Here is a 9,085-nt window from a genome sequence, read left to right on the forward strand (position 1 = left end):
TTGCTGACATCAGATCGGCTTAATTTGAATTTACTATTTGAATACTTTGGTTTTGCGGCTTCTATTATTTTTTTATTATCTGATTTCACAATCTTTTGAGTTTTTACTGTTGTTTTTAAAAGGCCGACTTGTACTTGTACATTTTTGTTTTTATCCGGCATGCTGAGGAGGGTTGCCTCTTGATTAAGATCTTTTATAAATACAACATCTCCTATTTGAATTTTATCCCAGTTAACAGGTTCATGCTGCGGTTCTAGTTCTTCTTGTTCTTGAGAAGATACATTTCTAAGATTGGCTTCAATTTCAGAAAGCCTGTTTATTGAGCGTCGTGCTATTTTTTCACTTTTGGTTCTTCTGATTTCTTCCAGAATATCCTTAATTTCAGCCCTAGCTTTTGATATTTCTGTATCGAATTTTTTCTTATATATAGTTAAGGCTTGTTTTTTCTCTGAATTAATTTTATCCAGCTTCTGATTATATTCTTTTTCGAGTTTTTCAAGTTCTTCCTTTGTGGATTCAACTTTTTGAGCATTTCTAGAAAGTTCTTGCTGAGTAGTTTGTAAACCTTCAAGGATTTCGCCGGTAGGATCTTTCTGAGTAATATAAATATTCTGTGCCTCGCTGGCAATTTCTGAACTCAGGCCAAGATTTTTAGCTATTGTAATAGCATTACTTTTACCTGGTAAGCCCATGAGTAATTTGTATGTTGGAGCTAAACTATCAATATCAAATTCTACACTTGCATTGTAAAAGCCTTTTTGCGTATAAGCCAGTGCTTTTAATTCTCCGTAGTGAGTAGTTACAATAGTTCTTGCTTCTTTTTTATGGAGATTTTCAAGAATTGCTTGAGCCAATGCAGAGCCTTCAGACGGGTCAGTTCCTGCTCCTATTTCATCCAATAATACTAGAGAATCATTGTTTATTTGATTTAATATGCTAATGATATTAGTCATATGCCCGGAAAAAGTGGATAAATTTTGAATTAGACTCTGCTCATCACCTATATCAGCAAAGATATTTGCGAAGGGGTAGATATTTGCCTCTAAAGCTGGCACATGAAGTCCTGCTCTAGTCATCAACACACATAAGCCGACGGTCTTCAAGATAACAGTTTTGCCACCGGTATTTGAACCTGTGATAATTAATGTATTCCAATCGTTACCTATTTCTACATTATTTGGGATTACATTTTCGATTGTAGTCATTAAGATAGGGTGTCTTACTCTATTTAAAGAAATAAATTTATCATTATTTATATTAGGCTCTGTTGCTTTTAAAAGTACGCTGTATTTTGCTTTTGCAAAAATAAAATCAAGTTCTGCCAGATTATCTAATGCAAAATCAATTTCATCTGCTTGCAGACCAACTCTATTAGAGAGTTCTGCAAGAATTCTTTTAATTTCGTAATCGATTTTAAGCTCTATTTCTTTTAAATTGTTATTTAATTCAACAATTGATTTTGGCTCAATAAATAGAGTTGCTCCGCTGGATGAGCTGTCATGGACTATTCCTTGCACATTGGATTTGAATTCTATCTTAACAGGTATAACATATCTATCACTTCTTAAAGTATATACAGGTTCTTGTAAGTACTTTGAATATTCAGAAGAGGTAATTAAGCTATTTAATTTACTCTTTAAATTAGCTGTATGATCTTTATAACTTATTCTTAACCTTCTTAACTCTGGGCTTGCATTATCAGCCACTTCACAGGAGTCATCGAAAGTATTCAGAATATCTTCTTCGAGTTTTTTATTCTCAAATAAATTTTGGGATATGTGAAATAAATTTGGTGTTTCTTCCTGATATTTTGAAAAGAATGATTTTAACCTTCTTGATGCTCCAATGGTGCTTGCAATGTCAATTAATTCTTGATTTTTTAATGTTTGACCAATTTTTGTTAATCCAATTAAGTCTACAATATTCCTTATACCTCCAAGAGGAGGATATATGGCTTGATCAAGAAGAAATTTAGCTTCAGTTGTGTTTTTTAGTTCAGATTTGATAGTATCTGTATTGGAATATGTAGGTGCACTTAAACAGCGCGCTTTTCCAATCTCAGAAGTTGCGTGCTGAGCTAGATTTTTTAGTATAGTACTCCATTCCAGTACTTTTAGTGTTCTTTTTTCAGTATCCATAGTGATATTTATATGTTATTCTGTTATTCTTTTTATAACTCTACAATAAATAAGACTTTTATAATATGTTGTTGTTCATAATTAAATTCGAAAATAGATAAAATAAATAGAAAAATTTAAAATGACTAATATCAATGAAATTAAACAAAAAGAACTAATATTGCTAATACTCACTCTTGAGGGAGGATTATTTCTTATTGCTCTTTTGTGGGGTTATTTGGCTAAAATTAACCCTTTTAATAAAATATACTTTGATTATGCAGATATATTTTGGGCAATTATTGGGGCAGTGTTTATATTACTTATCAATTATGTCTCGATAAACGAGCTTTCTAAGCTTATTCCATTTTTTAGAAATTTAAAGGATGCTTATAATGATATAGCATATCTGGCAGCAAATGTAAGTCTGCCCGGTGCTCTTGTTATTGCGCTTATATCCGGATTTGCTGAAGAGTTTTTCTTTAGAGGAATACTTCAGCAGCAATTTGGTATTGTTATTGCAAGTGTAGTTTTTGGTTTATTTCATATTGGTAATGCTAAGACTTTATATTATGGGATCTATGCGGTTATTATTGGATTTTATTTAGGATGGTTATTTATCTTCACAGGAAATTTACTGGTTCCAATAATTGTGCATGTGCTTAATAACTTTATTGCTCTGCCTTATATGCGTTATTACTATCATAAGTATATTGAAGAAAATCAAAACGTTTAAAAAATATAAGGATTAAGTTTTGGTGTTTGTACTAGGTTTATCCAAACATTAGCTTTTTAATGCAATATTTGTCTATTTGTCGCTTGTTATTTAACTAAAAAAACATAAAATATTATCAAAATAATTATTTATAATTAAAAAGGATTGATAATGATTACTGTACGTAAAAGTAGTGAACGTGGATATACTAATCGTGGATGGATGAATTCATATCGGACATTCTCTTTTGAGGAATATCAGAATGAAAATCATATGCACTTTAGAGATCTTCGAGTGATTAATGAAGATATAGTTCAACCTGAACAGGGATTTCCTGCTCATAGGCATAAAAATATGGAAATAATTACTTATGTTATAAATGGTGAACTTATTCATGAAGATAATCTCGGAAATAGTTCTGTGATTCATTCTAACCAGGTTCAGAGAATAACTGCAGGAAAAGGTATTATACACAGTGAATATAATTATTCTCAGACTGATAATTTGCATTTCATACAAATCTGGATTTTCCCGGATCAAGATAACTTAAAACCTGGTTATGAGTGTAAGTTATTTTCGTTTAATGATAAAGACGGACAATTATGCCTGATTGCTTCTAATGATGGACATGATAACTCTCTTCAAATACATCAAGATGTTAATATTTATGCAAGCATACTTAATATAGGTGAAAAATCGACTTTTAAACAAAATCCAGATCGATATACCTGGATACAGGTAATTTATGGGAAATTGCTTATAGACGATATTTCACTCAAAAAAGGAGATGGTGTAGCATTAAGTGATAAAGAATGTATAGAATTATACCCGTTAGAAAAAAGCGAGATATTGCTATTTGATCTTAAATAAGCTTTGTATAGATTAATCTTCTTGTACTACGTGCTGAAGGGTTAAAGATTCTATATTTTTTAATTCTTTGATTCTCTTATAGGCTTTACTAATTGGATCACTATCATATACGTCAAGGACAAAGACTATTTTCATAAAATCATCTTCTCTTGCTGACTTTCCTACTTGTGTTTCGACAATATTACTAAATTCTCTGAAGAACCAGTCCTGTATATCAGATACATACTCAGCTGCGCATACAATTGTTGCTTTGATTCTTACTCCTTTTCTGGTATGTCTTGATATAAATCCTCTTTCTAATTTTCTAATTACTACAAGGATAATCAAAGTTAATATGGTAGCTAAAACAGCAATCTGATATGAACCTGTTCCTGTTGCCATGCCTATACTTGCTGTTATCCATAAAGTAGCTGCAGTAGTAAGGCCGTATACCGAAATTCCGTGATGCAGAACCGCTCCACCGCCAATAAAACCTATGCCTGTTAAAATTTGTGCAGCAATACGGGCAGGATCTTGCACTATTCTGACCCCATCAGGTGTGGTAACATTTGAAAATCCATATATAGATAATATCGTAAATACCGTAGAACCTAAACATACTAGAATATGAGTTCTTAGTCCTGCTGATTTATTAGTTAGCTCTCTTTCCATGCCTATTGCAAATCCAAGTACTGTAGATACCAGAACTCTGATTAGTAAGTCGAAATTAATATTGTCAAAAAGGTTAATACCACTAAATATATCAAGTGACAGCATTTATATTCAATCTCTCTTTCTAGCTATTCTTAATTTTATCTTACTCTGCTTTTTGGGTCTAAAACGTCTCTTACAGCATCACCAACAAGGTTAAATGAAAGAACCGCAATAAATATAAGGAAACCAGGTATTAGAAGCCAAGGACGATTTATAACATTAATATATTCTTGTGCTTCTTTTAACATATTTCCCCAGCTGGCATCAGGTTGCTGAATTCCTAATCCAAGGAAGCTTAGACCTGACTCTGCCAGAATAAAGCCCGGAACACTTAATGTCATTGCTACTATAACATAACTTGCAGTTTGGGGTAAGACATGTTTTACAATTATTCTAAAGGGGCTTGCTCCAATAGCTTGTGCAGCTTCGACAAATTCCTGACTCTTAATTGATAAAACCATGCCCCGAATAACCCTGCTAAATCCAGCCCATCCTATAAAAGCAAGTATTACTGTGATTAAAGTAAACCTTTGTCCACTTGTCATATTAGCAGGCAATATTGCAGCAAGGCTTATTAATAGATAAAAAGTAGGTATGCTCATTATTGCTTCTGCAATACGCATCATTATATTATCGATTTTACCACCGAAATATCCTGCTATTCCACCATATATCAGTCCTATTGGAAACGAGATAAGTAATGCTAAAAATCCGATAGTTAATGAAATCTGCCCTCCATAAAGTAATCTTGAAAAATTATCACGACCATTTATGTCTGCACCAAGTAAAAATAGTCTTCCAGGTTCATCTACAGTTACTAAATGTATATTTGCAGGAATTATGCCTAATAATTTATATTCATATCCTAATGATAAGAATTTTAAATAATGTTTCTTAGATCTATCCAGCTTGAAATCCATGCTAAACGTGTCTGGATTGAATTCTCTCTCATAATTATACGTATATGGCCAGGAAATATGTCCTTCTTGAGTAATCATAAAGACTTTTGATGGCGGAGCGTATGATAAATGTCTGTCACTAAAGTCTTTTTGATATGGTGTAAAGAAACTTGCCAGAGTTATGGCTAAATAAAGGCAAGCAAGGACTATTAATCCCACAAGAGCAAACTTGTCTTTGATAAGTTTTTTAATTATTGTTTTTTGTGTTTTTTGATTTAGAAATTGCATATCATTTAACTCAATGTAATTCTTGGATCTACTAACTTTAACAATATATCGGCAATCAAATTACCAACTACAAGCATGATTGCTCCCATCATAAGAGAAGCCATTACGAGATTTATATCTAACTTAATTACAGCCTCAAGTATTAATCTGCCAAGGCCCGGATATTGAAAAACATATTCGGTTAGTGCAGCACCGCTTAATAATGATGCAAACTCAAATCCCAATAAAGTAACCATGGGGTTAATGGCGTTTCTTACGGCATGTTTATAAATAACTTTATGCTCAGGTAATCCTTTAGCCCTTGCCATTTTTACATAATCTGCCTCAAGGACATCCAACAAGTTACCTCTCATTTGTCTTTGTAATCCTGCAAGGCTGGCAGTAGCTAATACCAGCACTGGTAAAAATAGATGGTGTGTTATGTCCAATATTTTATGTATAGGGTTAAATTTCTCAAATCCTACACTAGTTAACCCTCCTACAGGAAACCAACCGGTTTTTACTGCAAAAATTAACATTAATAAAGCCATAAAAAATGTAGGAACTGCCATTCCCAAAGAGGATATTAGTGTTAGAGCCCTGTCAAAAGGGGTTTTCCAGTGTAATGCTGCAAAAATGCCCAATGGGACAGCTACAAGCCAAGTTATTACTATCACTGAGAAAGTTAGCATTAATGTATTCGGAATTCTTTCTGTTAATTTATCTATAACTTTCTCACCGGATGTTGATATTCCAAGGTCGCCTTTTAAGGCACTTGTTAACCATTTTACATATTGTTTATGTATAGGTAAATCAAGTCCTAGTCTTTCTTTTTCTGCTTGAAGTGTTTGAGGTGATATAGCAGGATTCATTTTTAGCTCTGCTAATGGATCAACAGGACTTAATTTAATAACAATAAAGCTCACTATTGAAACCAAAAACAATAATGGTATGACTTGTAGTATTCTTTTTAATATGTATAAAGGTATAGACATATTTATCCTTTAATGTATATTTCTTCCAAGTTATGAATGATTCCACCAAGTGGAGTTGGTTGTAAATTACCGAATTTATCTCTTACAGCATAAATTCTAAGACCTGAATAGATGTATATTAATGGACGTTCATTGTATACGATTTCTTGATATTTATTATAAACTTCTTTTCGCTTTTCTAAATCAATTGTGCTTGCACCTTCTTCAAAAATTCGATCAAGCTCTCTTTCCCAATCTCTCAAATCAGGCTTTGTAATTAACTGATCACCTTTTCTCTGATTGAATAAATGTAAGGCTCCTGAGCTATCCCAGACATTTCTTCCTCCATGTGGTTCAATTGGGCTGCCGGTTAAAGCTATTATTATTGCATCCCAATCAAGAGAATCGTTTAGCTTTCCTACTAATACATTAAATTCTATAGGTTTAAAATTAACTTTGATACCAATTTCGGCAAGATCCTGTTTGACCATTACTCCTGTAGCTTCTCTTTCAGTATTCCCTGCATTGGTAAACAGATTAATCTCTACAATATTTCCCCATTTATCCATTAACCTGCCATATTTATCCCACTTGAATCCTGATTTTTTAAGATATTCACGAGCTACATTCAGGTCTCTTGCGTGCCCATCTTTAAGTTTAGGATTAAGAAAAACAGACGATAAACTTTCTGCTGTGTATAACGGTGCTCCAACTCCGCTCAAAATATTGGCTATTATGTTTTCTCTATCTATAGCATAATCAACAGCGGTTCTAAAATTTGCATCATTAAACCATAATTGCTTTTTGGGATCTACGTAAAAATGCCCATTTTCGTTTTTTCTTCTATTTAAATTAAAGGTAATAAATGAAGTGCTGGTATCTGGCCCCAGATTATACATTTTGTAATCGGAGCTTTTTTCCAGTTCTTTAAATCTGGCTACATTTCCACCTCTGACAGAAAGGAGGTCTATCTCTCCTGCTTCAAATTTTAAAACTTCGTTATTTAAATCTCCTACTATGTAGATAACGTAATTACTTAAATAGGGGAGTTTTTGGGCTTTTTTATCTATTACAAAGTAATTAGGGTTTCTTTTAAAAACAACTCTTTGAGCTGGAACATATTTAGTAAGTCTAAACATGCCACTTGTTACAAACTTTTCAGATGGAGTAGTAACGCCCCAGAATGAGTCAAAAGCAATTTTACCTTTTTTGACAACAGGTTCGAGAATATGTTTTGGGGCTATATTTAAGCCAAGTTGTCTTAGAAATGGAGCAAATGGTTTTGGGGTTGTAAACTTTACAGTTAACTTGTCTATAGCTTCCACTTTAGGCATTTTACCATCAATAAGAGAATTATCTCTCATGCTGGTATTGCCTAATCCGGCTGCTACAATATCATTCCAAGTAAATACAACGTCTTCGGCTGTAATAGGTTTACCATCTGACCATTTTAATCCTTTTCTTAGTTTTATTGTATATACAGTGCCTGATTGATCAACGGTAACAGATTTTGCCAGATGAGGAATGACCTCTCCAGTATAAGCATCTGTTGATACAAGACCATCAAACATTAATTCACCAATTGTGGCTGAAGTATTATCCTTGGCATTCCATGGATTAAATGTTTTAGGGCCTTCTCCAATAGTAGAGGTATGAAGAGTTCCTCCAGGTATTCCTATTTCACCTCGTGCTTGTTTATATTCAACACCATTTATCTCTATAGTTTTAAATGGTCCTGGATATTTAACTTCAGCAGCACTTAAACTTTTACTTGTTTCCTGTTTTGATTCAATTTCCGGAATATCAGCTTTAATGCAGGATTTAAGCAGGAATACAACAAAAACTGTAAATATAGCTATTGTAATTAATTTATTTTTCTTCATGATTAGCTTTATATCAATTCTCAACTAATTAATGATGCCTTCTAAATTATCTTATACTTATCAAACATTTTTCAAGGAAATTAGGTAGATTTATTTTACCACCTTTAAAAACAAGATAGATAAAGTAGTGATCTACTAAATGAAGATTACTGTATGAGTAAAAAAGCATAAAAACTGAACTTTTTAAAAAGAATCTTGATAAAATGATAAATTATTAATTATAAAATTATGGTAAAGAAATGCCTTTAAGTGGATAACTGGAACATCCCATACTGGTAGTCCAGGCTGCGCTACCAACAACACAACTGAATCCATCATCATTTGTTCCAGTAGAAATTACCTGATACACTCCATCTTTTTTAATTAACCAGGCAAGATGAAAATCTTTTCCCATCATATTAGGAGGATCATCTCCATTTACATCAACATCAAGCTCTGCACATACTCCTGTTAAAGTACCAACTCCATATTCCGCAGTTGAAGTACTGGTGCAAGCAGCACTATAAGGCCAAAATCCAACAACCGCTCCACTCGGAAGCTGGCCAGCAGAAAATGCATCGGAATCCCATACGTTACCACCCTTATAACCTTTATATGTAACATCCCCTACTAAAGTATCAAAATTACCTGTAGCAATAAAATTCATAACTTCAGCATATTCATTTCT

7 protein-coding genes and 1 pseudogene (1 of these 8 cut by a window edge) are annotated in these 9,085 nt (G+C 33.0%); 2 read left to right on the forward strand and 6 right to left on the reverse strand.

All coding sequences use genetic code 11. The annotated features are described in order from the left end of the window. Nucleotides 1–2,138: hypothetical protein (locus tag A2255_06000; GenBank protein OGI22941.1), on the reverse strand; the 2,138-nt coding region annotated here is incomplete at its 3' end. 121 nt (nt 2,139–2,259) lie between these two features. On the opposite strand from A2255_06000, the gene A2255_06005 reads away from it, so the two are divergent. Continuing rightward, a complete protein-coding gene (locus A2255_06005) occupies nt 2,260–2,853 on the forward strand; it encodes a hypothetical protein (GenBank protein OGI22942.1) in 594 nt (197 codons plus the stop codon). Nucleotides 2,854–3,003: 150 nt separating this feature from the next. Then, nucleotides 3,004–3,702, forward strand: a complete 699-nt coding sequence (locus A2255_06010; protein ID OGI22943.1) for a quercetin 2,3-dioxygenase — start codon at nt 3,004–3,006, stop codon at nt 3,700–3,702. Between the two features lie 12 nt (nt 3,703–3,714). On the opposite strand, the gene A2255_06015 is transcribed toward A2255_06010, so the two are convergent. The 5 genes and pseudogenes from A2255_06015 to A2255_06035 all read right to left on the reverse strand — a co-directional run. Next, nucleotides 3,715–4,458 (reverse strand): hypothetical protein, encoded by a 744-nt coding sequence (locus tag A2255_06015; GenBank protein ID OGI22944.1) that lies wholly within the window; start codon nt 4,456–4,458, stop codon nt 3,715–3,717. Between the two features lie 35 nt (nt 4,459–4,493). After that, nucleotides 4,494–5,582, reverse strand: a complete 1,089-nt coding sequence (locus A2255_06020; protein OGI22945.1) for a hypothetical protein — start codon at nt 5,580–5,582, stop codon at nt 4,494–4,496. 5 nt (nt 5,583–5,587) lie between these two features. Continuing rightward, nucleotides 5,588–6,556, reverse strand: a complete 969-nt coding sequence (locus A2255_06025; protein ID OGI22946.1) for an ABC transporter substrate-binding protein — start codon at nt 6,554–6,556, stop codon at nt 5,588–5,590. A gap of 2 nt (nt 6,557–6,558) precedes the next feature. Beyond that, nucleotides 6,559–8,418, reverse strand: a complete 1,860-nt coding sequence (locus A2255_06030) for a hypothetical protein (protein ID OGI22947.1) — start codon at nt 8,416–8,418, stop codon at nt 6,559–6,561. A 226-nt stretch (nt 8,419–8,644) separates the two neighbouring features. Beyond that, nucleotides 8,645–9,085, reverse strand: a pseudogene (locus tag A2255_06035) (hypothetical protein); it runs 129 nt beyond the window's last position.

The organism is Candidatus Melainabacteria bacterium RIFOXYA2_FULL_32_9, from assembly GCA_001784615.1.
GTDB lineage: Bacteria > Cyanobacteriota > Vampirovibrionia > Gastranaerophilales > UBA9579 > UBA9579.

Coding starts and splice junctions, on each gene's coding strand:
- A2255_06005 (OGI22942.1), top strand. CDS start 2,260: ATGACTAATATCAATGAAATTAAACAAAAAGAACTAATATTGCTAATA.
- A2255_06010 (OGI22943.1), top strand. CDS start 3,004: ATGATTACTGTACGTAAAAGTAGTGAACGTGGATATACTAATCGTGGA.
- A2255_06015 (OGI22944.1), bottom strand. CDS start 4,458: ATGCTGTCACTTGATATATTTAGTGGTATTAACCTTTTTGACAATATT.
- A2255_06030 (OGI22947.1), bottom strand. CDS start 8,418: ATGAAGAAAAATAAATTAATTACAATAGCTATATTTACAGTTTTTGTT.
- A2255_06025 (OGI22946.1), bottom strand. CDS start 6,556: ATGTCTATACCTTTATACATATTAAAAAGAATACTACAAGTCATACCA.
- A2255_06020 (OGI22945.1), bottom strand. CDS start 5,582: ATGCAATTTCTAAATCAAAAAACACAAAAAACAATAATTAAAAAACTT.